This window comes from Streptomyces ovatisporus, from assembly GCF_042653885.1.
Lineage (GTDB): Bacteria > Actinomycetota > Actinomycetes > Streptomycetales > Streptomycetaceae > Streptomyces > Streptomyces ovatisporus.
This window is the reverse complement of record NZ_JBHSFH010000015.1, coordinates 338,524-363,224: the sequence shown is the minus strand read 5'-3', so window position 1 is coordinate 363,224 and position 24,701 is coordinate 338,524. Positions and strand designations below refer to the sequence as shown.

At 71.7% G+C, this 24,701-nt stretch carries 21 protein-coding genes, 2 pseudogenes and 1 riboswitch; of the genes and pseudogenes, 13 read left to right on the top strand and 10 right to left on the bottom strand.

The window, feature by feature from the left end:
- The first annotated feature begins 26 nt into the window (after positions 1-26).
- The 5 genes and pseudogenes from ACFPA8_RS25645 to ACFPA8_RS25625 all read left to right on the top strand — a co-directional run bounded on the left by ACFPA8_RS25645 (position 27) and on the right by ACFPA8_RS25625 (position 4,742).
- Positions 27-503, top strand: coding sequence for an SRPBCC family protein (locus tag ACFPA8_RS25645; protein ID WP_386452248.1), 477 nt, complete (start codon positions 27-29; stop codon positions 501-503).
- 7 nt (positions 504-510) lie between these two features.
- The gene (locus tag ACFPA8_RS25640) at positions 511-1,929 is read left to right on the top strand and encodes an ArsA family ATPase (RefSeq protein WP_386452247.1); all 1,419 of its coding nucleotides are present in this window, start codon (positions 511-513) and stop codon (positions 1,927-1,929) included.
- Positions 1,930-2,143: 214 nt separating this feature from the next.
- Positions 2,144-2,671: pseudogene (locus tag ACFPA8_RS25635) on the top strand (DUF5304 family protein); the annotation flags it as partial.
- Positions 2,672-2,935: 264 nt separating this feature from the next.
- Positions 2,936-3,877 carry an ROK family glucokinase gene (locus tag ACFPA8_RS25630; RefSeq protein WP_386452245.1) on the top strand — a complete coding sequence of 314 codons (942 nt, stop codon included), beginning with the start codon at positions 2,936-2,938 and terminating at the stop codon, positions 3,875-3,877.
- Positions 3,878-3,962: 85 nt separating this feature from the next.
- Positions 3,963-4,742, top strand: coding sequence for an endonuclease/exonuclease/phosphatase family protein (locus ACFPA8_RS25625; RefSeq protein ID WP_386452243.1), 780 nt, complete (start codon positions 3,963-3,965; stop codon positions 4,740-4,742).
- A 52-nt stretch (positions 4,743-4,794) separates the two neighbouring features.
- On the opposite strand, the gene ACFPA8_RS25620 is transcribed toward ACFPA8_RS25625, so the two are convergent.
- On the bottom strand, positions 4,795-5,424 hold the full coding sequence (locus tag ACFPA8_RS25620; protein WP_417801326.1) for a hypothetical protein: 630 nt from the start codon (positions 5,422-5,424) through the stop codon (positions 4,795-4,797).
- Entirely contained in the window at positions 5,411-6,181 is a 771-nt protein-coding gene (locus ACFPA8_RS25615; RefSeq protein WP_386452240.1) for an alpha/beta hydrolase, read from the bottom strand. Before ACFPA8_RS25615 ends, ACFPA8_RS25620 begins: the two co-directional genes overlap by 14 nt.
- A 213-nt stretch (positions 6,182-6,394) precedes the next feature.
- Here ACFPA8_RS25615 and ACFPA8_RS25610 point away from each other — a divergent pair, with 213 nt between their 5' ends.
- From ACFPA8_RS25610 to ACFPA8_RS25595, 4 genes are all read left to right on the top strand, one after another.
- The gene (locus ACFPA8_RS25610) at positions 6,395-7,261 is read left to right on the top strand and encodes a lysophospholipid acyltransferase family protein (protein ID WP_386452238.1); all 867 of its coding nucleotides are present in this window, start codon (positions 6,395-6,397) and stop codon (positions 7,259-7,261) included.
- Between the two features lie 153 nt (positions 7,262-7,414).
- Complete coding sequence (gene macS / locus ACFPA8_RS25605; RefSeq protein ID WP_386452236.1) at positions 7,415-8,716, top strand: MacS family sensor histidine kinase; 1,302 nt, start codon at positions 7,415-7,417, stop codon at positions 8,714-8,716.
- Positions 8,717-8,745: 29 nt separating this feature from the next.
- The gene (locus ACFPA8_RS25600; protein WP_386452372.1) at positions 8,746-9,459 is read left to right on the top strand and encodes a response regulator; all 714 of its coding nucleotides are present in this window, start codon (positions 8,746-8,748) and stop codon (positions 9,457-9,459) included.
- Between the two features lie 210 nt (positions 9,460-9,669).
- The gene (locus ACFPA8_RS25595; protein ID WP_386452234.1) at positions 9,670-10,698 is read left to right on the top strand and encodes a 6-phosphofructokinase; all 1,029 of its coding nucleotides are present in this window, start codon (positions 9,670-9,672) and stop codon (positions 10,696-10,698) included.
- Positions 10,699-10,869: 171 nt separating this feature from the next.
- On the opposite strand, the pseudogene ACFPA8_RS25590 reads toward ACFPA8_RS25595, so the two are convergent.
- Positions 10,870-12,850, bottom strand: a pseudogene (locus tag ACFPA8_RS25590) (anthranilate synthase family protein).
- A 300-nt stretch (positions 12,851-13,150) separates the two neighbouring features.
- Here ACFPA8_RS25590 and ACFPA8_RS25585 point away from each other — a divergent pair.
- Positions 13,151-14,500, top strand: coding sequence for a class II 3-deoxy-7-phosphoheptulonate synthase (locus ACFPA8_RS25585; protein WP_386452233.1), 1,350 nt, complete (start codon positions 13,151-13,153; stop codon positions 14,498-14,500).
- A gap of 148 nt (positions 14,501-14,648) precedes the next feature.
- Positions 14,649-14,924, top strand: a complete 276-nt coding sequence (locus ACFPA8_RS25580) for a (2Fe-2S)-binding protein (RefSeq protein WP_386452231.1) — start codon at positions 14,649-14,651, stop codon at positions 14,922-14,924.
- A gap of 109 nt (positions 14,925-15,033) precedes the next feature.
- Here ACFPA8_RS25580 and bfr read toward each other — a convergent pair whose 3' ends face one another.
- The gene (gene bfr / locus ACFPA8_RS25575) at positions 15,034-15,534 is read right to left on the bottom strand and encodes a bacterioferritin (RefSeq protein ID WP_386452230.1); all 501 of its coding nucleotides are present in this window, start codon (positions 15,532-15,534) and stop codon (positions 15,034-15,036) included.
- A 196-nt stretch (positions 15,535-15,730) separates the two neighbouring features.
- Here bfr and ACFPA8_RS25570 point away from each other — a divergent pair, with 196 nt between their 5' ends.
- Positions 15,731-16,354 (top strand): sulfite oxidase-like oxidoreductase, encoded by a 624-nt coding sequence (locus ACFPA8_RS25570; RefSeq protein ID WP_386452228.1) that lies wholly within the window; start codon positions 15,731-15,733, stop codon positions 16,352-16,354.
- Positions 16,355-16,415: 61 nt separating this feature from the next.
- On the opposite strand, the gene ACFPA8_RS25565 is transcribed toward ACFPA8_RS25570, so the two are convergent.
- The 6 genes from ACFPA8_RS25565 to thiO all read right to left on the bottom strand — a co-directional run bounded on the left by ACFPA8_RS25565 (position 16,416) and on the right by thiO (position 23,159).
- A complete protein-coding gene (locus ACFPA8_RS25565) occupies positions 16,416-17,291 on the bottom strand; it encodes a deoxyribonuclease IV (protein WP_386452226.1) in 876 nt (291 codons plus the stop codon).
- 4 nt (positions 17,292-17,295) lie between these two features.
- Positions 17,296-18,060, bottom strand: a complete 765-nt coding sequence (locus ACFPA8_RS25560) for a transglycosylase SLT domain-containing protein (RefSeq protein ID WP_386452225.1) — start codon at positions 18,058-18,060, stop codon at positions 17,296-17,298.
- A gap of 385 nt (positions 18,061-18,445) precedes the next feature.
- On the bottom strand, positions 18,446-20,407 hold the full coding sequence (gene pknB, locus ACFPA8_RS25555; RefSeq protein ID WP_386452224.1) for a Stk1 family PASTA domain-containing Ser/Thr kinase: 1,962 nt from the start codon (positions 20,405-20,407) through the stop codon (positions 18,446-18,448).
- 302 nt (positions 20,408-20,709) lie between these two features.
- Entirely contained in the window at positions 20,710-21,489 is a 780-nt protein-coding gene (locus tag ACFPA8_RS25550; protein WP_386452370.1) for a thiazole synthase, read from the bottom strand.
- A 120-nt stretch (positions 21,490-21,609) separates the two neighbouring features.
- A complete protein-coding gene (gene thiS / locus ACFPA8_RS25545) occupies positions 21,610-21,840 on the bottom strand; it encodes a sulfur carrier protein ThiS (RefSeq protein ID WP_386452222.1) in 231 nt (76 codons plus the stop codon).
- The gene (gene thiO / locus ACFPA8_RS25540) at positions 21,837-23,159 is read right to left on the bottom strand and encodes a glycine oxidase ThiO (RefSeq protein ID WP_386452220.1); all 1,323 of its coding nucleotides are present in this window, start codon (positions 23,157-23,159) and stop codon (positions 21,837-21,839) included. The genes thiS and thiO overlap by 4 nt, the downstream gene beginning before the upstream one ends.
- Positions 23,157-23,268: riboswitch (TPP riboswitch) on the bottom strand. It overlaps the preceding gene by 3 nt.
- Positions 23,269-23,461: 193 nt before the next feature.
- On the opposite strand from thiO, the gene ACFPA8_RS25535 reads away from it, so the two are divergent.
- Complete coding sequence (locus tag ACFPA8_RS25535) at positions 23,462-24,646, top strand: NAD(P)/FAD-dependent oxidoreductase (RefSeq protein WP_386452369.1); 1,185 nt, start codon at positions 23,462-23,464, stop codon at positions 24,644-24,646.
- Positions 24,647-24,701: the final 55 nt, after the last annotated feature.

The window sequence follows — 24,701 nt, the reverse complement described above, 5'->3', positions numbered from 1 at the left end:
CTTGCAGCAATGGAGGAGCCACGGCGATGGCGGAACACACCAGTTCGAACATCACCATCGATGCAGCGCCCGCTGCCGTGATGGGGGTGATCTCCGACTTCGCGCGCTATCCGGAGTGGACGGACGAGGTGAAGGAGGCCGAAGTCCTCTCCGAGGACGAGGCCGGACGAGCCGAGCAGGTACGTCTGCTGCTGGACGCCGGAGCCATCAAGGACGAGCACACTTTGGCCTACGAGTGGACCGGGGAGCACGAGGTCCGCTGGTCGCTGGTGAAGTCGCAGATGCTGCGCTCCCTCGACGGCGTCTACCGCCTCACGCCGCTCGCGGGCGGTGAACGTACCGAGGTGACCTACCAGCTGACGGTGGACGTCAAGATCCCGATGCTCGGGATGATCAAGCGCAAGGCGGAGAAGGTCATCATCGACCGTGCGCTGTCGGGGCTGAAGAAGCGCGTCGAATCGGGCGGTGGCGCGGCTGCCGGTCCGGGCGACGCCAAAGGCTGAGGCCGGAGTGGTCCGGCCGGCCGCGGACGGCTCGGAAGAGGACGGCTCGGAAGAGGACGGCGCAGCCGCAGCCGCCGTGCACCGGGCGGAGCACGAGGGCGGGCGCGAGGGAGAACACCGGGTGGAGGCCCCGCCGGGGCAGCAGTCCCGGCGTTCTCCGGTGCGTACGCTCCTGATCACCGGGCCGGGCGGCGCGGGACGCACGACCGTCGCCGCCGCGAGCGCGCTGGCGGAGGCCCGCGGCGGGATGCGGACGCTGCTGCTCAGCGGCGAACCGCCCGCGGTGCTGGCTCCGGTGCTCGGCCTGCCGCAGTCGGCGGCCGATGCGGCGTCCGGCGCGTCCGGTGCCTCTCCGGCGGCGGCCGGTCCCGTCGAAGTGTCCGCCACCGAAGGGCGGTTGTGGGTCGCCCGTATCGACTCCGGGGAGCAGTTCCGCAGCGGTGGAAGCGCGCTCCAGGAGCGGCTCCGGCCGGCGCTGGGAATGCTCGGCGCCGAAGCCCTGGACGAGGACGAACTGACCGAACTCCCCGGTGCGGAGGCGTTCGCGCTGCTGCGCACCCTGCGGGCCGCGCACACGGTGGGAGCCTGGGACACGCTCGTCGTCGATCTGCCGTCCACCCCGGCAGCGCTCCAGTTGCTCGCCCTTCCGGGCCAGTTGCGCCGCTACCTGCGCAGGCTGCTGCCGCCCGAACGGCAGGCCGCCCGTGCTCTGCGGCCCGCGCTGGCCCAGCTCGTGGGCGTGCCGATGCCGACGGCCGCGCTGTACGGGACGACGGCGCACTGGGAACGTGAACTCGCGGCCGTCGAGGAGATGCTGGAGGCGCCCGGGACATCCGTCCGGCTCGTCGCCGAACCGGGGACGCTGCCGGCCGAGGCGCTCCGCCTCGCGCGGGCCGGAGTGGGCCTGTACGGGCTGCCGTTGGGGGCGGTGATGGCCAACCGTCTTCTGCCGCTGAGGAGTTCGGATCCCTGGCTGGCGGCGCTGTCCGCCCGGCAGCAGGACGTCCTGGGGGCGCTGCGCGCCGAGTGCGAGACGCAGGACGTACCGCTCGTCGAGGTGCCGCATCTGGGGCGCGACCCTCTCGGTGTCGACGACCTGGAGCACATCGCCGCGGCTGCCGGGCTCCACGAGGCGGGAGCCGGTCCCGGCGGCGGAAGCGGCCGGGACGCCCACGTCGAGAACCGGCTCGCGCAGGAGGGGCTGCTCGTGTGGCACCTGCCCCTGCCGGCCGTGCGCAAGGACGAGCTGGACCTCGTACGGCGCGGTGACGAGCTGATCCTCAGCGCGGGCCCGTACCGGCGCGTCGTCGCGCTGCCGTCCGCTCTGCGCCGGTGCCGTGTGGCGGGCGCCGCGCTGGAGCAGGGAGTGCTGCGGGTGCGCTGCGAACCCGACCCGGCGCTGTGGCCGGAGGAACCCCGGAGCTGACGCCGGCCCCGGGCGGTCCCGGGCCGGCGCGGAAACGTGCTGCCGGACGTGCCGCCCGGAGCCTGCGGGGCGGACGGTGCGGGCGTGGGGCCCCCGGCCGCTCCCGCCTGCACGGGCGTGCGGTCGGCTCTCTACGCCGTCCGCCCGTTCGGGTAACGTCGGGAGTGGACTGCCTTCCTTGCCGCCTTTCTTCTCCTCCGTAGGAGCCGCCGCCATGAGCGATGCCGCCGAGCCCCGCGAGCCCGAGGCCGACGCCTGGGCCACGGCCTGTGAGGAAGACCTGGCCGCCGAGAAGGCCCGGCGCCGCGAGGAGTACGGACAGCAGCCGCTGAGCGCGGCCGAGGAACTGCGCCGGCTCGCGGACGCGGTCTCGGAGAGGGTGGCCGAGCTGGGCAAGCCGTTCGGCGGCACGGTCGCCTCCGCCGCCGCGCAGGGCGCGGCCCAGCAGCTGATCGCGCAGGCCAGGGCGGCCATCGAGCCGGTCGTCGAGCGCAACCCGCGGGTCTTCGACCACATCGCCGCAGCCGGCGGCGAGTTGCTCGCGGCCTACCGCGCGGCCGTCCAGGACGCCGAAGGGCGGTGGACGGCCGGAGCCTCCGGGACTTCCGGAACAGGCAGGACCGACGCGCAGTCCGGCGGCCGGGCGGAGGGCGGCGGTGCGGCCGCGCCCGCGGACTCCGCGCTCACTGCCGGAGGCCCGGAGGGCGGCGGTGCGGCCGGCCTGGAGCGGATCGACCTGGACAAGGACCCGGCGGAGTCCCCGGCCCGGGAGACCGGGACCCCCGGAACTCCCGGGACGTCCGGGACGCCCGGAGGTCAGGACGCACCGCGTGCGCAGGGCCCCGGGGCCGCCGGCCCTCGGGAACATCCCGGAGATGACGGAGGACGGAGCGGCCGGGGTTCGGGCGACGACGGGTGACCACCGTGCCACTGGGCACGGAAGCGCGGCGCACGGCCTCCGGTACGGTGTTCCGCGGCGGGGAAGGACCGGAAGACCGAGGGACACATGGGACTCACAATCGGCGTCGACATCGGCGGCACCAAGATCGCAGCCGGCGTGGTCGATGAGCACGGAACGATTCTGGAAACCAGCACCGTGCCCACCCCGCCCACTGCGGACGGCGTGATCGACGCGATCGCCGACGCGGTACGGGACGCCAGCGCCGAGCACGAGGTGGACGCCGTCGGAATCGGTGCGCCGGGCTACGTCGACGACAAGCGGGCCACGGTCCTGTTCACGCCGAACCTGACCTGGCGACACGAGGCGCTCAAGGACAAGGTCGAGCAGCGCATCGACCTGCCCGTCGTCATCGAGAACGACGCGAACGCCGCGGCCTGGGGCGAGTACAAGTTCGGCATCGGCACCGGCCACGAGGACGTCGTCTGCATCACCATCGGCACCGGTCTCGGCGGTGGCGTCATCATCGGGGGGAAGCTGCACCGTGGACGCTTCGGCGTCGCCGCGGAGTTCGGTCACATCCGCATGGTGCCGGACGGCCTGCTGTGCGGCTGCGGCAACCAGGGCTGCTGGGAGCAGTACGCCTCCGGCAGCGCCCTCGTGCGTTACGCGCGGCAGCGCGCCACCGCGACGCCCGAGAACGCCACGATCCTGCTGGGGCTGGGCGACGGAACGCCCGAGGGGGTGGAGGGCAAGCACATCAGCGAGGCCGCCCGTCGGGGCTGCCCCGTAGCTGTCGACTCCTTCCGGGAGCTGGCCCGTTGGGCGGGTGCCGGACTGGCGGACCTCGCCTCCCTCTTCGACCCGGGTGCCTTCATCGTCGGTGGCGGCGTCTCCGACGAGGGCGACCTGGTGCTGGACCCGATCCGCAAGTCGTACCGCCGCTGGCTCGTCGGCAGCCGCTGGCGGCCGCACGCCGAGGTGCTGGCGGCCCGGCTGGGCGGCAAGGCGGGCATGGTGGGCGTGGCGGACCTCGCCCGGCAAGGCTGAACGACGGGTATTCCGCAGGTACTTGGCTGAGCGGCACGGCCGGGGCGCCCCGGCGCGGTCGCCGGGCGGCCGGTGGAGACGAGAAATGAGAGCCGCCCCGATGACGCTCGCGGATCTGCCCGCAGGACGGGCCGAGACCGACGGTTCCGCCGTCGTCCGTCTGCTCAGCTACAACATCCGCTCCATGCGGGACGACAGGAGGGCGCTCGCCCGGGTCATCCGGGCGTGCGCCCCCGACGTCGTGTGCGTCCAGGAAGCCCCGCGCTTCTTCCGCTGGCGCAAGCACGCCGCGTGGCTGGCCCGTGAGAGCGGGCTGGTGTACGTGACGGGCGGCGCGACGGCAACCGGGCCGATGATCCTGAGCACGCTGCGCCCCGTCGTGGAGCGCACGCAGGACGTGCTGCTCCCGCATACGCCCGGACTGCACCGGCGGGGCTTCGCCACGGCTGTGCTGCGCTTCGGCGCGTCCGCACGTCTCGGCGTGCTGAGCTGCCATCTGAGTCTGCAGACCGACGAACGGCAGGCACAGGGACGCATGCTCCTCGAACAGCTGGACGCCCTGGGCACGGAGCACACCGTTGCCGCCGGTGACCTCAACGAGCGGCCCCGGGGGCGTACGTTCCGCGCGCTCGCATCCCGGCTGCAGGACTGCTGGGCCGTCGAGCCCTGGGGCGGGGAGCACACCTCGACACCGCACGACCCGCATCAGCGCATCGACGCGGTTCTCGCCTCCGGCGGCGTCGAGGTGCTCGGCTGCGGTGTGCCGGCCGGGCTCCCCGGGATCACGGCGGCCGATCTGCGGGCCGCCACGGACCACCTGCCCGTACTGGCCGCACTGCGGGTACCGCCCGACGCCGGAGCCTGAGGCCGGTGATCGGGGGAAGTGCGGTGGCCGGGCGTGCGTTCCGGCTGCGCGGTCACACCACCGCGCCACGCCCCGGGTCGTCCCAGTCGTCCTCTTCGCTGCCGTCCCTCATCCGGGCGACGAGGGTGGCGAAGCCGCCCAGGAAGCCGCCGACGCCGAGGGTCGTGATCCACCACGTGAGTTCCTGCTGGAACAGGATCGTGAAGATCAGCAGAAGGGGGCCGCCGAGGACGCCGAGCCACGCGAACTTCGTCGTGGGGTCCGTCCGGGGCAGCGGCGGAGGCTCCGGCGGGACGAAATGGCCCTCGTCGTCGTCCGCGCTCCCGCTGCCGTCCTCGTCGTCGGCCGCCGGTGCCGTCCAGTCCCGCGGTCCCGCCCCTGCCGAGTAGACGGTGAAGCTGCGCACGGCCTTGCCGCCCTCGTCGCCGTCGCCCTCACCGTCCGAGCCGGGGCCCGTACCGGAGCCCGCGTTGGAGGTGGGCCTGGCCGCGGTTCGCGCATCGCCGCCGGCGTCCCCCGCGGGTGCCAGGTCGCCGGCCTCGGGCGCCTCGCCGTATCCGGCGACGATCTGCTCCCAGGCGGCCGCCTCGTCCAGCGGCAGCGCCGCCTCCGGATCATCCCGTCCGGTCTCGGGATCCTCGCCGGGGCCGTGGTCTTCCGCGTCGGGATTACGCTCCATCACGTGCTGTCTTCCTCGCTGCGAGCCGGGTGATGAATCCGTAGGAGTCGGCGAAGATGCGCTCCGCGTCGTGGTCGAGTGTGGCCACGTGGAAGCTGTCCTCGAGGACGGTCTCCGTCACGTCGCTGGAGGAGACCTTGCTGAGCACCAGCGCCGAGTCGGACGGCGGCACGACGTGGTCGACGCGGCTGTGCATGACCAGCAGCGGCTGGGTGACCTGCGGCAGTTCGCCGAGTACACGGCGGAAGAAGTCCCGTGCGGAGTACGCGGCGTGGGTCGGCACCCGCTCGTAACCCACCTCCTGCGCACCGGGTTTGGCGATGTCGCTCACGATGCCCTTGGCCGAGCGGAGCACGTAGCGGCCCAGCGGGAGCGCGTACCCCTGGAGCCGCGGGAACGTCACGGCCGGATTGACCACGGCGACGCCGCTCACCTTGTCGCCGTGACGTGCCGCCAGGCGCAGGGCCAGGGCACCGCCCATGGACAGGCCGCACACGAAGACCTGTTCGCAGCGGCGGCCGAGGTCCCGCAGTTCGCGGTCGACCGTCGCGTACCAGTCCTGCCAGCCCGTGACGGCCAGGTCCTCCCAGCGCGTGCCGTGCCCCGGCAGCAGCGGCAGCGAGACCGTCAGCCCCTGCGCCGCCAGATGGTCGGCCCACGGGCGTACGGACTGCGGGGAGCCGGTGAAGCCGTGGCAGACCAGGACGCCCGTCTCCGATCCGTCATGTCGCATGGGCTCGGCTCCGGGAAGGATGGACACGTCGGCCTCCAGCCGGTCGGTCTCGAGTCGGTCGGCGTCTCGGTGCGGTGCTGCAGTACGGCGCCCGCCCCTGGGGCCGGGTTCTGCAAGCCTACGCGCGGGGGCGGGAGACCGGGTAGTTCCGCTGTGCCTGACGGAGGAGCGCTGCTTCCGGGATGGCGAGATAGGGTCGCCATGTCGGAAACAGGAGGTCCTCGGTTGTTCTACGGAGCGATGAAACTGTCGGTCGGCAACGGGCTCAAGCTTGCCTTCCGGCCCTGGGTCGAGGGGCTTGAGCACGTCCCGGAGGACGGGCCGGCGATTCTCACCAGCAACCATCTGTCCTTCTCGGACTCCTTCTTCCTCCCCGCGGTCCTGGACCGCAAGGTCACCTTCATCGCGAAAGCCGAGTACTTCACTTCCCCCGGCGTGAAGGGCAAGCTCACGGCGGCCTTCTTCAAAGGCGTCGGGCAGTTGCCGGTGGACCGCTCGGGTGCGCGGGGCGCAGGGGAGGCCGCCATCCTCAGCGGGCTCGAAGTCCTCTCCCGCGGCGAGCTGTTCGGGATCTACCCGGAGGGCACGCGATCCCCGGACGGCCGGCTCTACCGCGGCAGGCCCGGAGGGCTGGCCCGTGTCGCGTTGCGGTCGGGAGCTCCCGTACTTCCCGTCGCGATGATCGACACCGAAAAGATCCAGCCACCCGGTCAGGTGGTGCCCAGGCTGATGCGGCCGGGCATCCGCATCGGCAGGCCGCTCGACTTCCGCCGCTACCAGGGCATGGAGAACGACCGCTACATCCAGCGGGCGCTCACCGACGAGGTCATGTACGAGATCATGCGGCTCTCCGGTCAGGAGTACGTCGACATGTACGCCACCGCTGCCAAGCGGCAACTGGCCGAAGAGGCCAGGCGGAAGGCGGAGGCGGCGAAGGCTGAGGCGGCGGGGACGGAGACGGAGACGGCGGAGGGGGCCGGGACGAGCCCCGGGCAGGGAGAATCGGAGAGCGACGGGCCTCCGGCGAACCCCGGGCCCGGACACTCGCCGAGCAGCGGCCCGTCGGCAGCGGGGCCCCGGCGGAACGAGCGGGACAGAGCGGCGTAGGACGCGCACGTGCCGCTCGCGGCTCAGCAGGACGCACGCACACGGCACAGAGGCACAGCCGGTACACCGGCACAGCGGCACACGGAACGACGCGAGCGGACGACGGCACAGCAGGCACAACCAGGGGGCGGGGCAGCGAAGTTGGTCACCAGAATGTCTGTCGAACAGCCGTTGTGGCATGCGCTGACGGGTTATCGGCTGCTGGCGGTCGGCTACGCGATCACGGTCTACGTGTGGGCCCTCGACCATTTCCGGCACCCCGTCCCGGGCGCCGTCTACCTGGGCGTGCTCACCGTCTGGACGCTGGCGACCCTGTCCCGGGTCTCCTCGGCGCGGCGCTGCACGAAGAGCTTCCTCGCAGTCGACATCGCCCTCGGGGTCGTCGGCATCCTGCTGTCGGTGTACGTGGACGCCGCGGGGGCGGTGAACCCGACCATCCCGACGATCTGGGTGGCGGGACCCGTCCTGGCGTTCTCACTCAAGGGCGGCTGGCGCTGGGGGGGCGCGGCATCGGTGCTGGTGGGCATCGCCAACATCCTCGAACAGGGCGAAGTGACCCGGCCCACCCTGCACAACGTGCTGCTGGTCTGCGTGGCCAGCGTCGGCATCGGCTACGTCGTCGAGGTCGTCCGCGCGAGTGAACGCACCCTGGCCCAGGCGCTGCAGATCGAGGCCGCCACCCGCGAGCGGGAGCGTCTGGCACGCGACATACACGACAGCGTCCTCCAGGTCCTGGCCATGGTGCAGCGCCGCGGCACGGCCCTCGGCGGCGAGGCGGCCGAGCTGGGGCGGATGGCCGGGGAGCAGGAGGTCGCGCTGCGCACGCTCGTATCGAGCGGCCTCGTCCCGGCGCAGGGCTCCCCGCCCGGCCGGGAGCAGGACGAGCCGCTGGCGGCGGGGGCCGCACGGGGCGGTTCCGGCGGGGGCGGACGGCGAATCCGCCCGTCGGTGAAGCGCCGTCCGGGCCGCGGTGGCGGCACCGGCGGCAGCGGCACCGGCGGCACCGGCGCGGGCGGCGTCACCGGCGGACCCGAGTGCGATCTGCGTCCGCTGCTCTCCCGGCACGCCGGTGCCGGTGTCACCTTCGTCGAGCCGGGGGCGCCCGTACCGCTGCCCGAGCCCGCAGCGCGGGAACTGGCCGCCGCTGTCAGTGCCGCCCTCGACAATGTGCGGCACCATGCGAAGGCCCCCGCCGGGGGGCCCGCACATGCGTGGATCTCGCTGGAGGACGAACCGGACGCGGTGCTCGTGACCGTACGGGACGACGGCCCCGGACTGCCCGAGGGGCGGCTGGCGGACGCGGAGGCCGAGGGCAGACTCGGCGTCGCGCTGTCGATCCGAGGGCGCATGCGTGAGCTGGGCGGCAGCGCCGAGCTGGTGTCGGTGCCCGGTCAGGGCACGGAGGTGGAGCTGCGGCTGCCGAAGAGGGCGGCCGGGGGTTCCGCGGAATCATGAACGATGCGACGACGTCGGGGGACAGGACGATGGAGAAGACGGACAAGGCGCACGGAGAAGAGAAGCAGCGCCCGGAGCAGCGCCCAGTCAAGGTGATGGTCGTCGACGACCATCCGATGTGGCGGGACGCGGTCGCCCGCGACCTCGGCGAAGCCGGCTTCGACGTCGTGGCCACGGCGGGCGACGGCCCGCAGGCGGTGCGGCGTGCGCGGGCCGCGGCACCCGACGTCCTCGTCCTCGACCTGAACCTGCCGGGCCTGCCGGGCGTCGAGGTCTGCCGCCGGCTGGTCGGCGCGGGCAGCGAACTGCGTGTGCTGGTGCTCTCCGCGAGCGGCGAGCATGCGGACGTACTGGAGGCGGTGAAGTCGGGCGCCACCGGCTACCTCGTGAAGTCGGCGAGCATGGAGGAGCTGCAGGACGCGGTACGCCGTACCGCCGTGGGCGACCCCGTCTTCACTCCGGGTCTCGCAGGGCTCGTCCTCGGCGAGTACCGCAGGCTCGCCTCCGATCCGGCGCCGCCGGCCGGGCCGGACGAGCCCGCCGTGCCCCACCTGACCGACCGGGAGACCGAGGTGCTGCGGCTGGTCGCGAAGGGGCTGAGCTACCGGCAGATCGCCGAGCGTCTGGTCATCTCGCACCGCACGGTCCAGAACCACGTGCAGAACACCCTGGGCAAGCTTCAGCTGCACAACCGCGTCGAGCTGGTGCGGTACGCGATCCAGCGGGGTCTCGACGAGGAATGAGCCCTCTCCGCCCGTACGGCCGGTGTGCCCCGGGAACGCCGCCGCGCGGTGGAGGGGCGTGGGCGTGCCGCTCCCGGTCTCCGGTGCCCCGTTCCGTTTCCGGCGGCAAAAGATCCACGCCGCACCATCCCATGTGATGTGGATCACCGCTAGCGTGTGCGCAGTTGCGTACGGAGTCGCGCATCGCGCGGCGGTGAGAAGGGAGATCCCATGCGGGTCGGAGTGCTGACCGGGGGCGGCGACTGCCCCGGGCTCAATGCCGTCATGAGGGCCGTCGTCCGTAAGGGCGTCCAGAAGTACGACTACGAGTTCCTCGGCTTCCGGGACGGCTGGCGCGGCCCGCTGGAGGGGGACACCGTCACGCTCGACATCCCGGCGGTGCGCGGCACCCTGCCCCGCGGCGGCACGATCCTCGGCTCCTCACGTACCAACCCCTTCAAGGAGGAGAACGGGGTACGCCGCATCCAGGAGAACCTCGCCAAGCTCGAGATCGACGCCCTCATCGCGATCGGCGGCGAGGACACCCTCGGCGTCGCCGCCCGCCTCACCGACGAGTTCGGCGTCAAGTGCATCGGTGTGCCCAAGACGATCGACAACGACCTGTCCGCCACCGACTACACCTTCGGCTTCGACACCGCGGTCACCGTCGCCACCGAGGCCATCGACCGGCTGCACACCACGGCCGAGTCCCACATGCGGGTCCTCGTCGTGGAGGTGATGGGACGGCACGCGGGCTGGATCGCGCTGCACTCCGGCCTCGCGGGCGGCGCCAACTGCATCCTCATCCCCGAGCGGCGCTTCGACGTGGACGAGGTCTGCGGCTACGTCGAGTCCCGCTTCAAGGCGAGCTACGCCCCCATCGTCGTCATCGCCGAAGGCGCCATGCCCCAGGACGGCGACATGGTCCTCAAGGACGACTCGCACGACTCCTTCGGCCACGTACGGCTCTCCGGCGTCGGCGAGTGGCTGGCGAAGGAGATCGAGCGGCGCACCGGCAAGGAGGCCCGTACGACAGTGCTGGGCCACATCCAGCGCGGGGGCACCCCGACGCCCTTCGACCGCTGGCTGGCCACCCGTTTCGGGCTGCACGCCATCGACGCGGTGCGCGACCAGGACTGGGGGAAGATGGTCGCGCTCGAAGGCACCAGGATCGTCCGGGTTCCGATCGCGGAGGCGACGGCGCAGCTGAAGACGGTCGACCCGGAGCTGTACGAGGAGGCCAGCGTCTTCTTCGGCTGAGCGCGGCGCGGAAGGCTTCCGTACGCCGGAGGTGCCGGGCGGCCGTCTTCCGGCTTCCGGCGGCTGTCTCCGACTGTCCGCGGGACCCGCCACCGCTCCGCCGTCCCGCCGCTCCGCCGTCCCGCCGCCGCAGGTTCGCTGCGGCGGCGGGACCGGAGCCCGGCCCGCTCCTCAGCGATCGCCCGACCGGACGGCCGGTACGAGCCCCAGCAGCAGCTCCGTCACGATCCCCGGTCCGTCGAGGGTCAGCACCGACTCCGGGTGGAACTGCACACCGGCGAAACCCGGCCCGCGCAGCGCGTGCACCTCGCCGCTCGCCGCGTCGCGGCTGATCTCGACCCCGGCCGGTGCCGCTCCTCCGCCGTGCTCCGGCCCGCAGCGCACGGCGTAGGAGTTGTAGAAGCCCACGGTCTCCGGCCGGCCGAACAGGTCGATCTCCTCCTGCGCCCCCTGATACGGCCGCGACTTCCGTACGATCTCCAACCCCAGCTCGGCGCCGAGCAGTTCGTGCCCCAGACAGACCCCCAGCAGTCCGTGCCGGTGCTCGCGCAGCAGCAGGGCGGCCAGTCCGCGCAGGACACGCATCTTCGGCCCGGACGTCTCACGGGGATCACCGGGACCGGGGCCGAGCACCACAGGGCCCGCGTGCCGGAGTGCGCTCCGGACCAGCCCCGGCTCGTCGTACCGCCGCACCTCGACGGCGGGCGCCCGTGGTGCGCAGCAGGTGGGCGAGCATGGAGGTGAAGGTGTCCTCCCCGTCCACCACCAGTACGTCGGCGCTCACCGGGCCCGGCCTTCCGGCGGTCTGCATCCGCAGCCAGAACGGTGCGAGATCCGTTCGACGGGCCTGGAGCGCCGCCCGCACCCGCGCGTCGCCGGCCAGCCGCGGCGGTTCCTGCCCCCTGGTCGCGGGTGCTTCGCGTACGCCCAGCGCGCTCAGCACCGCGGCTGCCTTCGCGTGCGTCTCGGCGACCTCGCCCGCCGGGTCGGAGGCCCGTACGAGCGTGGCACCGACGGGAACCCGCAGCAGCCCGCTGCCGGCGTCGATGTCCGCCGTCCTGATCAGGATGGGCGAGTCGAGGGTCTGCGAACCTCCCGCGTCGCGCCCGACCAGCGCGAGCGCACCCCCGTAGTAGCCCCGGCCGTCCCGCTCGTGACGTCCGATGACGCGGCAGGCGTTCTCCACGGGGGAGCCGGTCACCGTCGCGGCGAACATCGTCTCGCGCAGCACCTCCCGTACGTCCAGCGTGCTGCGCCCCCGCAGCTCGTACTCCGTGTGCGCCAGGTGCGCCATCTCCTTCAGGCGCGGGCCGACCACCACCCCGCCCATGTCTCCGACAGCGCACATCATCTTCAGCTCCTCGTCGACGACCATCGACAGCTCCTCGCTCTCCTTCCGGTCGGCGAGGAAGCGGAGCAGGCCCTCCACGGAAGGCCCCCCGGGCGGATAGCGGTAGGTGCCGCTGATGGGGTTCATCACCACGGTGCCGCCGCTCACCCGCACGTGGACCTCGGGGCTCGCGCCGGCCAGGACCCGGTCGCCGGTGTGCACGACGAACGTCCAGTACGCGCCTCTCTCCTCGCTCAGCAGGCGCCGGAACAGTGCGAGGGCGTGGCCGCGTCCGAAGCCGTCGACGCGCCCCCGGTAGGTGCGCCGGATCACGAAGTTGGCGCCCTCACCCGTGCCGATCTCCTCCTCGACGACGCGGCGGACCGTCTCCGCGTAGGCGTCGTCGGTGACGTCGAAGGCCCCGTCCTCCACCCGTACGGGACCGCGGGGCAGGGCCGCCATGACGTCCCGCACGGGCAGCTCGTGGACCTCCTGCGGAAGCAGGACGGCCAGCGGCGTCCCGTCGTCGCGGACCCCGAAGCCGCGTTCGCGGATCTGCCGGAACGGCACCAGCGCGAGGGCGCCCAGGTCGCCGTCGGGGATCTCGGCGAGCCGGGACGCTTCCCGCACCGGTCCCGTGAGGACCTCGACGGTCTCCGCGTCGCGTCCGGGAGTACGCCGGCGCAGCAGCGCGAAGGGCGGAGCGTTCTCGTGCGTCAGGCGCTGGACGAGCTCGGCCGCGGCGGCGGACCCGCCCGCGGGACCGCTCACGGCTCCGTCCGCTTCCCCGGCGGAGCCGGGCACCTCGGTGGAGTGGGTCATACCCTCGTTCCTTCCTGGTCACTGCGATGTCAGGCAGGGGAGGAACGGCCGCAGACACACCGATGGCCGCCCTCGGGCGGCCATCGCGTCGTCAGTCTGTCGTGGTGCGCGCGCAGTCAGTGGGCCGCCGGATGAGCGGTCCACCACCAGTCGGTCGGGAGTGCTTCCGGCGGAAGCAGGGGGAGGGTCTGCGCGAGCATGGCGCGGAGCCTACAGCAGGACGTGCCGCGTGGGTGCTTTCCGTCTCAGCACTCGGGCAGTCCGGAGGAACCGCCGGGACGACCCCGTAACCTGGGGCGCGTGAATGTGAACGCCAACCCCGACGCCGGTGCGCGCACCTGGCGAGACCTTCCCGCGGCGCAGCAGCCCGACTGGCCGGACCAAGAGGCTCTGCGCGAGACCGTCGCCGAGCTCGAGTCCTATCCGCCTCTCGTCTTCGCGGGCGAGTGCGACCAGCTGCGTGCCCGTCTGGGTGCCGTCGCGCGAGGCGAGGCGTTCCTGCTCCAGGGCGGCGACTGCGCGGAGGCATTCGACCAGGTCGGCGCGGACAACATCCGCAACAAGCTGAAGACGCTGCTCCAGATGGGCGCCGTTCTGACCTACGCGGGGTCCGTCCCCGTCGTGAAGGTCGGCCGCATCGCGGGGCAGTACAGCAAGCCGCGTTCGAAGCCGACCGAGACGCGTGACGGCGTGACCCTTCCGTCCTACCGCGGCGATTCGGTGAACGGCTTCGAGTTCACCGAGGAGGCCCGCAGGCCGGACCCGCAGCGGCTGAAGCGGATGTACCAGGCGTCGGCGTCCACGCTGAACCTGGTGCGTGCCTTCACCACCGGCGGCTACGCAGACCTGCGCCAGGTGCACGCCTGGAACCAGGACTTCGTGAAGCGGTCCCCGTCCGGGCAGCGGTACGAGGCACTGGCGCGCGAGATCGACCAGGCGCTGAAGTTCATGCACGCCTGCGGCACGGACCCCGAGGAGCTGAAGACCGTCGAGTTCTTCGCTTCGCACGAGGCGCTCCTGCTCGACTACGAGTCGGCCATGACCCGTACGGACTCGCGCAGCGGAAAGCTGTACGACGTCTCGGGGCACATGGTGTGGATCGGTGAGCGCACACGTCAACTGGACGGCGCCCACATCGAGTTCGCCTCGCAGGTGCGCAACCCGGTCGGTGTGAAGCTCGGCCCGACGACCACACCGGAAGAGGCGCTCACCCTCATCGACCGTCTCGACCCGGACCGCGAGCCCGGACGGCTCACCTTCATCACGCGCATGGGCGCCGACAAGGTCCGCGACCGGCTGCCCACCCTCGTGGAGAAGGTGAGCGCCTCCGGCGCGCAGGTGGTGTGGGTGTGCGACCCGATGCACGGCAACACCTTCGAGGCGGCAAGCGGGCACAAGACCCGCCGTTTCGACGACGTCCTGGACGAGGTCAAGGGCTTCTTCGAGGTCCACAAGGGCTCCGGCACCCACCCCGGAGGCATCCACGTCGAACTGACGGGTGACGACGTGACGGAGTGCGTGGGCGGCGGTGACGAGATCTTCGTCGGCGACCTGCACCAGCGCTACGAGACGGCCTGCGACCCGCGCCTCAACCGCAGCCAGTCCCTCGATCTGGCCTTCCTGGTCGCGGAGATGTACCGGGACCAGTGACGATCGCACACCGAGAGGGGCCCGCATCACTGTGATGCGGGCCCCATTCCGCGTTTCTGGACAGCGCGCGGCAGGTAAGGTTAGGTTAACCTCATTAAGCCGGTGCGGTAGTCGAGGCCGCCCGGTCGGCCCGGGAAGGGAGATCTGCGTGTACGTCTGCTCCTGCTTCGGAATCACGGAGCGGCAGGTCCGCGAGCATGCGGAGGCCGGAGCCTGTACACCGCGCCAGATCGCCTCGGCCAGCAAGGCCGGAACCGACTGCGGATCGTGCGTACGCCGCATCCAGGGCCTCCTCGGACGCGGCGGCTGCCCGCGCAGGCAGCTGGAGGGCGCCGGGGCCGCGCCGGTGGCCGCGTCCGCCGCAATCACGGCGGACACCTACCGCGCCCAGGAGGAGACGGCGGGAGTCGCCGAAGCCGCATAGACCGCGGTGCTCAGCACTGCGTCCCGTGCCCTGACGGACACGGGACGCTCGTCCGTGAAGCCCTGCGGGACGGACGCAGCCCGGCGCCGGCCTCGGCCGTCTGCGCGGCTCAGCCTGCCGACGAGCCTTCCGACGGCGCTTCCTGCTCGATGAGCTGCGCGATGTAGAGCGGCTCGCCCAGCTTCTCGATCAGTTCGAGCTGGGTGTCCAGGTAATCGATGTGGTGCTCCTCGTCGGCCAGGATGTCCTCGAAGATGTTCGCCGAGGTGATGTCCCCCTTGGCTCGCATGACTTCGACGCCGCGCCGCAGGCGGTCGATGGCCTCCACCTCGATCTGCCGGTCCGCCGTGAACATCTCGGTGATCGTCTGGCCGACGTTGACATGGAAGAGCCGTTGATAGTTGGGCAGCCCGTCGAGGAAGAGGATGCGGTCGGTGAGGCGCTCGGCGTGACGCATCTCGTCGAAGGATTCGGCCCTGGTGTACCTCGCGAGCTTCGTCCAGCCGTGGTGCTCCTGCATCTTGGCGTGCAGGAAGTACTGGTTGATGGCCGTCAGCTCCGCGGTCAGCTGCTCATTGAGAAATTCGATGACCTCGGGATCGCCCTGCATGGCTGCGGGCTCCTTCCAGGGATCGGAGAAAGATCACGTACGTGCGCGCGCCTGCGCATCCTCGCACCGTGCAGCGACGTGGTCCAGTAAGAGAAGGCTTACCGAATTCGCCCGAATTGGCGTGCGGAAACGCGTCGAACAGCGTGCGGACGGGGTGCGCGCAAGCGGCTGCGGCGGGGTCTGTCACCATGGGGGCATGGGCCAGCCGGAGAGTCGCGAGGAGGAGCAGCAACCGCTTCCTCCGGGGCAGCGTCTCCAGCGCGGCTGGCCGGTCACGCACTACGGTCCGGTGCCGAAGTTCAGGCCCGAGAAGTGGGACTTCCGGGTCTTCGGGGCGACGGCGGACGGCGAGAAGCACTCCTGGGACCACGAGCAGTTCACGGCTCTGCCGTACGAGACCGTGGTCGCCGATCTGCACTGCGTGACCAAGTTCAGCATGACGGGCGTCGAATGGGGCGGTGTGCTCGCCCGTGAGGTGCTGGAGCTGGCGCCGCCCGCGAGCGACGTCACCCACGTCATGGTCTGGGCCGAGTACGGCTTCAGCTCGAATCTGCGGCTGGCGGACTTCGAGGCGGGCACCACGCTCTTCGCCACCCACCGCGCGGGCGAACTCCTCACGGCCGAGCACGGTTTCCCTCTCCGGCTCGTGGTCCCGCAGCTGTACGCGTGGAAGGGCCCCAAGTGGGTGCGCGGCGTGGAGTACATGACCACCGACCGCCGTGGCTTCTGGGAGGAGCGCGGCTACCACAACATCGGTGATCCGTGGAGGGAACAGCGCTACTCCTACCAGGAGGAAGCCGGCGACGGGCCCGAGCTGTAGGGCGTCCCGCCCCGGCCCTCAGGGTCAGGCGTGCACCACCGCGCGACCCTGCTCCGCCCGGTCAGCCCCGGCCTCCCCGAAGTTCCTTCAGCCGCGCCACATCGGCCGCGTGGCCCTCTTTCCGGCCGGGGGTCTCGATGACGAGCGGGACGCCCTCGGTCGACGGGTGCGTCATGAGATCGGCGAACGCCTCCGTGCCGATGTGGCCGGAGCCGATGTTGGCATGCCGGTCCTTGTGCGCACCGACGACGTCCTTGGAGTCGTTCGCGTGGATGAGCCTGAGGCGCCCGGGGCCCGTCACGGCTTCCAGTTCGTCGAGCGTCCGCTTGACTCCGCCCGGTGCGGCCAGGTCGTGCCCGGCGGCGAAGACGTGGCAGGTGTCGAGGCAGACGCCGAGCCGCGGGTGATGACCGAGGGCCTCGAAGTACGGCCCCAGGTCGCCGACTTGGGAGCAGAGCGAGGCTCCCTGCCCCGCAGTCGGCTCCAGCAGCAGCCACGGATCGTCGTCGTGCGTCAGTCCGTCCAGCAGCGGGCGAAGGAGCAACTTCACCTGGGCGAGCGCTGTTTCGCGGGCGCGGCCGCCCGTGGCGGCGCCGGTGTGCACCACGACGCCCCGTGCTCCGATTTCCCTGCCGCGGCGCAGCGAATGGCGCAGTGACGAGACGGAGTTGGCCGCCGTCGCCGGGGTGTGCGATGCGAAATTGATGAGATAGGGCGCGTGGATGTATGCGGGAATTCCGCGTTCGCGGCAGGCGCCGCGGAATTTCTCGTCCTGGTCGGGTTTTCCGGAAGTCGTCGCCCAGCCGCGCGGGTTGGCGACGAATACCTGAACTGCTTCCGCGCCGATGTCGTCCGCGTAAGAAATGCCAGAGGCGGCCAGCCCCCCTGCTACGGGGACGTGGCCGCCAATGGGATTGCGCTGTCGCTTGTCCGTCACACCCTCAGTATGCCGAGTTGACGTTGTCCATCGAACCGTAGCGGTCCGCCGCGTAGTTGCAGGCGGCGACGATGTTCGCGACGGGGTCCGTCATGTTCCAGGAGGTGCCCTCGACGTGGTAGGCGTCGAAGGTCGGCTTGATGGTCTGCAGCAGGCCCTTGGACGGGGTGCCGTTCTGGGCGTTGATGTCCCAGTTGTTGACGGCGTTGGGGTTCCCGCCGGACTCGCGGATGATGTTCCGCTTGATGCCGTCGTAGGAGCCGGGGATGTTGTGCTTCTTCATGATGGCCATGGCCTCGCGGATCCACCCGTCGAGGTTGTTCGGGTAGGTCGGCTTGGCGGCGGCGCGCTTGGCGGCGCGTGAGGCCTTGGCCTTGGCCTCGGCCTTGCGCTCCCGCTCGGCCTTCTCGGCGGCGGCGACCTTCTTGGCGGCCTGGTCCTCGACGGCGGCCGCGCGCTCGGAGGCCACGGACTTCTGCTTGGCGACGGCTTCCTTCTGGGCGGCGACGACGTCGCCCGCGCGCTGGACGTCGGAGTCCAGGGTGCCCTGCTTGGCGGCCTCGAGCTCGGCCTTGTCCTTGGGCGAGCCGGGACTGGAGGAACTCTGCGAAGCTGTGACCTTCTTCGCGGCGGACTGGGACTTGTCGCCCGCGTCCGACGAGCCCGGAACGACGGCGAAGGCGAGGGCTGCCGCACCGGCGGCCGATATACCTGCGGCGGAGATACGCGTGAACTTGGGGTTGCGGACGTAGCCGAGAATGCTGGGCATTGTGAGCGAACCTTTCAACATTGCGTGCGTCGCAGAGGCCGGGAAAGGCGGTGTACGCCGGGTTCGGGACCCCGGCGTGTGCGACCGAAGGCAATTCTTAGAGGTTCGTAAAAGACAACACAAAGGTGTGACGTACTATCCCGGCTCGTTTTTCCGGGATGCGTTCCGAGCCGGGAAGGCGCTCATTTCCGTGTTCCGCGGGCGAGATGGGGGGACGGCGGAGGCACTAAAGCCCCTCGTACGTGATGTGGGCCCTATGTCGGGTGTCACATGTGTGCGGCGTTTTTCCGCCTCTTGGGAGGGAAACGGCACGGTTCCCCGGGGCGGAACCGGGGGAGTGGCGGGTGCCCGCGGCCCGGTCCGCGCACTGCGCGTACGGCCGGGTTCAGCGCATCCAGAGGGTCACGCGGGAGCCGCGCGGAGCTTCCTCACCGGCGTCGGGCGACTGGTTGAAGACCTTGTCCCCGATGAAGAGGCGGCGCACCGTGACCTCGAAGCCCGCGTCCTTCAGCTTCCGGCGGGCCTTGTCCTTGCCCAGGTCCTCCACGTCGGGGACCTCCACCAGGTCCGGGCCCTTGGAGATCGTGATCGTGACGGTGTCGCCCTCGGCTGCTTCGCTGTCCTCGGCCGGGGACTGTCGGGCGACCGTGCCCTCGTCCTCCTCCGAGAAGACGCGGCTGTCCGCCACCCGGACCTTCAGCCCCTCTTCCTCGAGGTCCTCGCGGGCACGGTCCTCGTCGTCCCCCACCACGTCCGGCACCTCGACAGGGGTGCCCTTGGAGACGGTGAGCGCGACGGGCGAGCCGGGGCGTTGCTCGGAGCCGATGCCGGGCTGTGTGCTGACGACGGCTCCCTGTGCGGTCTCCTCGCTGAACTCCCGCTTCACGACGCCGGGCTCCAGGCCCGCGTCCTTGAGCCTGCTCCTGGCCTCCGCCAGCGGCGTACCGGCCAGGTCCGGGACCTTCACGACCTCCGGGCCGCGCGAGACGACCAGGGTGACGGTGCCCGTCCTGCGGATGCGGGAGCCCGGGTCCGGGTTGGTGTCGATGACGTGCCCGCGCTCGATGCGCTCGCTGTAGTCCCTGCTGATCTTCACGTCGAGGCCGGAGCCGTCCATCACCTTCCGCGCCTCGGCCTCGGTCTTGTCCAGCACGGCCGGAGTCCGGGTGAACTGGCCGGAGTTGATGTACCAGACCCCTGTTCCCACCAGCATCAGCAGCACCACGGCGAGCGTCACGAGGAAGACCCGTCCTCCGGCGCGCCGGCCTTCGGGTGCGCCGTGGTGGTGGGCGTGCGGCGGGTCCACGGGCGGGGGAGCGGCGTACCGGGCGGTGCGGTTGAGTTCGTCGTCGGGGCCGCGGCCGTAGGGCCCGTACCGGTCCGCGGGGCGGGGGAGCACGCTCGTACGCTCCTCGGGGCCGGCATGGCCCGCTCCGGCGCCTGTGGCCTGCGGTGGGACGGCGTCCAGTTCGTCGTCCCCGAGCGCTGCCCGGATGGTGCGGGTCTCCGAGAGCATCGCGCCCGCGTCGTCCGGACGGCTGTCGGGATCGCGTCCCGTGGCCCGTGCGACGAGGGCGTCGAGGCCGGGGGCGAGACCCGGCACGGACGCCGAGGGGACGGGCATCTCTTCCTGCAGGTGCTGGTACAGGACCTGGGCCGGCGTCCCGCCCGCGTGCGGTTTCGTGCCGGTCAGCATCTCGTAGAGCATCACGCCGCACGCGTAGAGATCCGTGCGGGTGTCGGCTGTGCCCTGCTCGATCTGCTCGGGGGCGAGATAGGAGACCGTCCCGAGGATGGAGTCGGTTCCGACGGAGGTCTGGCTGTCCACGGCCCGTACGAGCCCGAAGTCGGCGACCTTGACGCGGCCGTCGCCGCCGATCAGCACGTTCTCGGGCTTCATGTCGCGGTGGACCATCCCGGCGTGGTGGGCGGCGCCGAGCGCGGCCAGCATCGGCTCCAGGATGTCGAGGGCGACGCGGGGCTGCAGGGCGCCGCGCTCACGCAGTACGTCGCGGAGCGTGCAGCCCGACACGTATTCCATGGCCAGGTAGACGTACGTGCCGTCCGCGCCCTGGTCGTAGACGCCGACGACGTTGGGGTGCGCGAGCCGGGCCACGGATCTGGCCTCGCGGATGAAGCGGTCCACGAAGGCGGCGTCCGCCGCGAGCGAGGGGTGCATGACCTTCAGGGCGAGCTCGCGGTCGAGGCGGAGGTCCACGGCGCGGTAGACCGTGGCCATGCCGCCGACGGCGACGCGTGACTCGACGCGGTAGCGGCCGTCGAGCACCTGGCCGATCGGCGGGGTCTCCCCAGCCGCTCCGGAGTGGTCCTGAAGGCTCGTATCCATCGCGACGAGTCTACGAGTCACGCCGGGGACGAAAATCCGCGGAGAGCCGCAGAACGGGCAATGAAGCCGAACGGTGACACGGATAGTCCGTATTGCCCTTTTTGGGTTTCAAGCCCGAAAAGCGCTTCCGTGGCGTCTGGGATTTCTGGTCCTCCCGGGCCCGCAGGGATTCTCCGGCGAGCGATGTTCGTCGGCCACCGGCTGCCCACTGCGCGCAGGCCGGACTGCCCGGCGCCCGCGCCCGGCGCCCGGCGCCCGGCGGAGAACGGTGGGAGGTGCCGCGCGTCCACGCAGCGGGGGTGTCAGCCGCCGAAGGCGGGCCGCTCCGGGTCGAAGGACGCGACGCCCTCCGTCGGCGAGGACGCCTCGGCGTGATGGCGGCGCGGGATGCGCCCGGCCCTGCGGGCCAGTCGGCCCGCCTCCACCGCGTGTCGCATGGCCTCGGCCATCACCACGGGCTCCTGCGCCCGCGTCACCGCGGAGGCCAGCATCACGGCCGCGCAGCCGAGCTCCATGGCGAAGGCGACGTCCGAGGCCGTACCTGCGCCTGCGTCGAGCACGACGGGGACGGTGGCACGCTCGGCGATCAGCTGGAAGTTGTGCGGATTGCGGATGCCGAGCCCCGACCCGATCGGCGAGCCCAGCGGCATGACCGCCGCGCAGCCGGCGTCCTCCAGCTTGCGCGCCAGCACCGGATCGTCGTTCGTGTACGGCAGCACAGTGAAACCGTCGTCGACCAACGTCTCGGCTGCGTCCAGGAGTTCGACCGGATCGGGCAGCAGGGTGCGCTCGTCGGCGATGACTTCGAGCTTGACCCAGTCGGTGCCCAGCGCCTCGCGGGCGAGGCGGGCGGTGAGGACGGCGTCCCCGGCCGTGTAGCAGCCGGCGGTGTTCGGCAGGACCTGGATGCCGTGCTTCCGCAGGACGGACAGGACGGAGCCCTGCACGCCCGGGTCGAGGCGGCGCATCGCGACCGTCGTCAGCTCGGTGCCCGACGCCAGCAGGGACCGTTCCATGACGTCGAGGCTGGGTGCGCCGCCCGTCCCCATGATCAGCCGGGAGGTGAAGGAGCGGTCGCCCATGACGAGCGGATCCCCGGCAGCGGATGCGGCTACGGCGTCCTCGGCGGGGCCGGCGGCCGCACCGGACGCCGGGGCGGCCGGGCCGGCCGTGGGGAAGGAAGCGGTGTCTGTCATGGCGGGTCAGCCTCCCTGGACGGCTGTCAGTACTTCTACGCGGTCGCCTTCGGCGAGCTCCCGTGCGGGCCACTGTCCGCGCGGGACGACGGCCTCGTTCACGGCGGCGGCGACTCCGGAGGGCGCCGTCGTGAACGAGGCGACCAACTCGCCGAGGGTGTGACCGCGGGGGACGTCGCGGTACGCGCCGTTCACCGAGACGGTGACTGTCGCGGAGGGGGACGGGGAGGTCGTCATGCTGACTGCTCCTGTGGTTCGCTGCAGGTGGATGCGGGTGCTGTCTGCGGTGTGCGCTCCGGACGCCGCTGTGTGAACCGTGCGGGTGTGAACGGTCGTACCTGCTCGGGGAGTTCGCCCGTCGTCAGCAGTTCGCCCATGGCGTCGCCGGTGACCGGCGTGAGCAGTACGCCGTTGCGGTAGTGCCCCGTCGCCAGATGAAGACCCGGCAGGGCCGTGGGCCCCAGCAGCGGTGCGTTGTCGGGCGAGGCGGGACGCAGCCCGGCGCAAGTCTCCGTCAGCGGCAGTTCGGTCAGACCGGGGACGAGTTCGTGGGCGTCGCGCAGCAGTTCGTAGACGCCGCCCGCCGTGACGGTGGTGTCCCAGCCCATCTCTTCACTCGTGGCACCGATCACCAGCTCACCGCTGGTGCGCGGCACCAGGTAGATGTGGCCGCCGCGTACGACAGCGCGCACGGTGCGCGAGAGAAAGGGGCCGTACCGGGACGGCGGCATGCGCAGCCGCACCACCTGGCCCTTGACGGGACGCACCGGTGGGATCAGCTCCGGCGGCAGCCCCTCCAGCCGGGCGGCGTACGAACCCAGCGCGAGAACTGTCTGTGCCGCCTCCACAGCAGTGCCGTCCTCGAGCGTCACGCCAGTGGCCCGGTCGCCCTCGGTGGACAGGCGCCCGGCAGATGCACGAAGAAACGTGACCCCCGCCCGCTCGCACGCCGACAGCAGTGCGGCGGCCAGTCGCCGCGGGTCCGTCTGGTGGTCGCCGTCCACGCGCAGCCCGCCCCGCACCGACGGAGCGAGCATCGGCTCCAGCCGGCGGCATTCCCTGCCGGAGAGCCACTGCGAGTCCAGCCCGCACCGCTGCTGCAGCGCGTGCAGCTCCCGCAGGTCCGCGCGGTCGTCCGCATCGAACGCGACAGCCAGAGTGCCGCACGCGCGGTACCCGATCTCCTTGCCGCTCGCCTCCTCCAGCTCGGCTGCGAAATCCGGATAGCGCGCCGCCGAGGCGAGGTTGAGACCGAGCAGCGCCTCCTCGCCGTAGTGGAGTTCGGTGACGGCGGCGAGCATGCCCGCTGCCACGCGGGCGGCACCGCCGCCCGGTTCGGGGTCCACGACAGTGGCCGTCAGGCCGCGCTGCGCCGCCCGCCATGCGGTGACGAGTCCGATGAGGCCGCCGCCGGCGACGACCACGTCGGGACGTCCACCAGGACGCACGGCACGGGCCGCAGCGGGACGGGCCGCAGCGGGACGGGCCGCCGCGCGTCCGGCCGTACCGGAACGCGGCGCCGGGGCGGCGGTCTGGGATGTGCTGCTGGTGCGCATGGAAACGCTGCGTCTCCCTTCGCCGGAATGACCCGGATCAGGTTCGTACGGTCGGAGGCCGCCTGCCTCCCTCTCAGCCCGGTGCGCCGGACTCCCGCGTATGCCGTCTCTGGTCGGACCGCGTCCTGCTCACTGTGCAGGGGCGGCGCCTCAGCCAGCGTACTGCGCCGCCCTGCAACTGTGGGGTGCGCGGTACGGACAGACGCTCGACGGCCGCCTCTGCGGGCAGTCGGCCGCGGCATAGAGTTGACCGTGTGAGCGACAGTCGGAGCAGTCAGCGGGTCGTCATCGTCGGTGCAGGCATGGCGGGGGTGCAGACAGCCGTCCAACTGCGTGAGCAGGGGTGGCCGGGTGCGATCCGGCTGATCGGCAACGAGTCCCACCAGCCGTACGACCGGCCGCCGTTGTCCAAAGCCGTGCTGCTGGGCAGGGCGGAGAGCTCGTCCTTCGACATCGACTTCGGCGCACTCGACGTCGAACTGGAACTCGGCCGCCGTGTGACCGCGCTGCGCACAGCCGAACAGCTCCTGGAGACCGACTCCGGCGCAGTGGCCTACGACCAGCTCGTCGTCGCCACCGGCGCCGAACCGCGGACACTGCCGGGCACCGAAGACGTCCCGGGCGTCCACCTCCTGCGCACCCTGGACGACGCCGCCGGACTCCGGTCCGTACTGGCCGCACGAGGCACCGTCGTGGTGGTGGGAGCCGGCTGGATCGGTGCCGAATTCGCCACAGCCGCACGGGAAGCGGGATGTGCCGTCACTGTCGTGGAGGCGGCCGGGCAGCCGCTGCCCGGGGCACTTCCCGCAGAGGTCGCCGCGTACATGCGCGACTGGTACGCACAGTGCGGTGCGGAACTGCGCACCGGCGTCGTCGTGCAGGCAGTCGAACGGGAAGGCGTGCAGCTCGCCGACGGTACGCACCTGCACGCCGACGCCGTCCTGGTGGGCATCGGTTCGCGGCCCGCAACAGGCTGGCTCGCAGGCTCCGGAGTCGAACTGGACGAGACGGGTGCGGTCCGGGCGGACGAGTGGCTGCGTGCCTCCGTGCCGCACGTCTACGCGGTCGGCGACTGCGCGTCCTTCCCGTCCGCCCGCTACGGCGAGCGGCTTCTCGTCCACCACTGGGACAACGCCCTGCAGGGACCGCGGGTGGTGGCGGAGAACATCTCGGCGGAGTGCCTCCCGGACAGCGAAGCGGAACGCGCCGTCTACGACCCTGTCCCCTATTTCTGGTCGGAGCAGTTCGGCCGGTTCGTGCAGTACGCCGGGCACCACACCGCGGGGGACGAAATCGTCCACCGCGGCGACCCGGGGGAGGCCGCCTGGTCGGTCTGCTGGCTGCGTGACGGATCTCTCACCGCGCTGCTGGCGGTGGGCCGCCCCCGCGACCTCGCCCAGGGCAGAAAGATCATGGAACGTGGCCTGAAGGTCGACGGAGAAGGGCTGGCCGACGCGGCGGTGGCGTTGAAGAAGGCCGTCAAGTAGCCGGAGCGGACCGCGCAGTGGCCGCCGGACGGTAGTGACTGTCACCCCGGGATGG

Bases quoted from the DNA above. Each gene is read 5' to 3' on its own strand.
- ACFPA8_RS25645 (WP_386452248.1), top strand. From the start codon at position 27: ATGGCGGAACACACCAGTTCGAACATCACCATCGATGCAGCGCCCGCT.
- ACFPA8_RS25570 (WP_386452228.1), top strand. From the start codon at position 15,731: ATGGGCCAGCCGGAGAGTCGCGAGGAGGAGCAGCAACCGCTTCCTCCG.
- ACFPA8_RS25625 (WP_386452243.1), top strand. From the start codon at position 3,963: ATGAGAGCCGCCCCGATGACGCTCGCGGATCTGCCCGCAGGACGGGCC.
- ACFPA8_RS25630 (WP_386452245.1), top strand. From the start codon at position 2,936: ATGGGACTCACAATCGGCGTCGACATCGGCGGCACCAAGATCGCAGCC.
- thiO (WP_386452220.1), bottom strand. From the start codon at position 23,159: ATGCGCACCAGCAGCACATCCCAGACCGCCGCCCCGGCGCCGCGTTCC.
- bfr (WP_386452230.1), bottom strand. From the start codon at position 15,534: ATGCAGGGCGATCCCGAGGTCATCGAATTTCTCAATGAGCAGCTGACC.
- ACFPA8_RS25610 (WP_386452238.1), top strand. From the start codon at position 6,395: ATGAAACTGTCGGTCGGCAACGGGCTCAAGCTTGCCTTCCGGCCCTGG.
- ACFPA8_RS25600 (WP_386452372.1), top strand. From the start codon at position 8,746: ATGGAGAAGACGGACAAGGCGCACGGAGAAGAGAAGCAGCGCCCGGAG.
- ACFPA8_RS25535 (WP_386452369.1), top strand. From the start codon at position 23,462: ATGGCGGGGGTGCAGACAGCCGTCCAACTGCGTGAGCAGGGGTGGCCG.
- ACFPA8_RS25560 (WP_386452225.1), bottom strand. From the start codon at position 18,060: ATGCCCAGCATTCTCGGCTACGTCCGCAACCCCAAGTTCACGCGTATC.
- ACFPA8_RS25595 (WP_386452234.1), top strand. From the start codon at position 9,670: ATGCGGGTCGGAGTGCTGACCGGGGGCGGCGACTGCCCCGGGCTCAAT.
- macS (WP_386452236.1), top strand. From the start codon at position 7,415: ATGTCTGTCGAACAGCCGTTGTGGCATGCGCTGACGGGTTATCGGCTG.
- thiS (WP_386452222.1), bottom strand. From the start codon at position 21,840: ATGACGACCTCCCCGTCCCCCTCCGCGACAGTCACCGTCTCGGTGAAC.
- pknB (WP_386452224.1), bottom strand. From the start codon at position 20,407: ATGGATACGAGCCTTCAGGACCACTCCGGAGCGGCTGGGGAGACCCCG.
- ACFPA8_RS25550 (WP_386452370.1), bottom strand. From the start codon at position 21,489: ATGGGCGACCGCTCCTTCACCTCCCGGCTGATCATGGGGACGGGCGGC.